Source organism: Vibrio sp. SG41-7 (genome assembly GCF_014164465.1).
GTDB lineage: Bacteria > Pseudomonadota > Gammaproteobacteria > Enterobacterales > Vibrionaceae > Vibrio > Vibrio splendidus.
Genome location: NZ_JACJFF010000423.1, coordinates 1 through 257, shown reverse-complemented (window position 1 = coordinate 257; position 257 = coordinate 1). Strand labels below are relative to the sequence as shown.

The window sequence follows — 257 nt, the reverse complement described above, 5'->3', positions numbered from 1 at the left end:
TGGCTACTTAGCTCAGTTGGTTAGAGCACATCACTCATAATGATGGGGTCGCAGGTTCGAATCCCGCAGTAGCCACCATTCTTTCTTTATGAAAGAAAAAGTACAAACAACGTTATATTGAATTACCAATATCGATATAACTATAAAGATTTGCTGCGGTCGTGGCGGAATTGGTAGACGCACCAGATTTAGGTTCTGGCGCCGAGAGGTGTGAGAGTTCAAGTCTCTCCGACCGCACCATTATTTAGATATCTTAA

At 42.8% G+C, this 257-nt stretch carries 2 tRNA genes; both read left to right on the top strand.

The features are described from left to right. Position 1 precedes the first annotated feature (1 nt). Positions 2-78 (top strand) — tRNA-Met (locus H5300_RS27450). Between the two features lie 77 nt (positions 79-155). Next, positions 156-240 (top strand) — tRNA-Leu (locus tag H5300_RS27445). Positions 241-257 lie beyond the last annotated feature (17 nt).